Source organism: Aquimarina hainanensis, assembly GCF_042684685.1.
Classification (GTDB): Bacteria; Bacteroidota; Bacteroidia; order Flavobacteriales; family Flavobacteriaceae; genus Aquimarina; species Aquimarina hainanensis.
The window spans coordinates 1-1,250 of sequence record NZ_JBHULX010000025.1; the positions used below are offsets into that span (position 1 = coordinate 1).

Annotated in this window: 1 pseudogene; it reads left to right on the forward strand. The window is 43.1% G+C overall.

The window, feature by feature from the left end:
• Window positions 1-1,250: pseudogene (locus ACFSTE_RS13355) on the forward strand (hypothetical protein); the annotation flags it as partial.

A 1,250-nucleotide genomic window follows, 5' to 3' on the forward strand; every position in this document is an offset into this window, starting at 1 on the left:
GTTACCACAGGTACAGCCTTACCGAATCCTGATAGTGATGGTGATGGTGTTCCTAATACAGCAGACTTAGATAGTGATAATGATGGAGTTGCAGATATCGTAGAGAACGGAGGAGTTGATACCGATGGAGATGGAGCGATAGACTACCCGACTCCGGGAGATCCAACCTCTATGGCAGATGTTGATGGTGATGGATTTGCAGATAGTGTTGATACGGATGATAATACAGTTGCAGGTACAGGAGATGGCGGAACAAGTTTACCTTCCCCGGATAGTGACAATGATGGAGTTGTAGATAGCCTGGATTTAGATAGTGATAATGACGGGATTTCTGATGTAACAGAAAACGGAGGAGTTGATGTAGATGGCGATGGAGTTTTAGATGGAATTACCGATACTGATGGTGATGGATTTGCAGATAGTGTTGATACGGATGATAATACAGTTGCAGGAACAGGAGATGGCGGAACCAATTTACCGTCACCGGACAGTGATAATGATGGTATTATAGATAGCCTGGATTTAGATAGTGATAATGATGGGCTAACAGATATCAGTGAAGCTGGAGGAGTAGATACTGATGGTGATGGAGCGATAGATTATCCAACCCCGGGAGATCCAACCTCTATGGTTGATGTCGATGGTGATGGATTTGCAGATAGTGTCGATACAGATGATAATACGGTTGCAGGAACAGGAGATGGCGGAACGATGCTACCGTTACCCAATACCGATGGTACAGGAGGACCGGATTATCAGGATATTGATAGTGATGGTGATGGTATTGTAGATAATATAGAAGGACAACCAACGGTTGGTTATGTTGCCCCAAGTGGTACGGATACCGATGGTGATGGTATTGATGATAGTTATGATCCTGATGATGGTGGAACAGCATTAGTTGCCATAGATACAGATATGGATGGTAGTGCAGATTATATAGATACCGATAGTGATAATGATGGAGAATCTGATTCTATAGAAGGTTGGGATACTGATGGCGATGGGGTTGCCGATACGGTTGCTTCAGGAAGTGATAGTGATGGTGATGGATTGGATGATAATTATGATACGATTGTTTTAAGTGGAGCTACTTCAGGAAGCAATGCAGGTAATAATACTGTAGCTCCTTTAACAGATGGTATCTTAGCTGATGTAGATAATCCTGGAGTAGGAGATCTAGATTACAGGGAGAATGACAGTGATGGTGATGGTATTGATGATGCGGTAGATGCCGATGATGATAACGA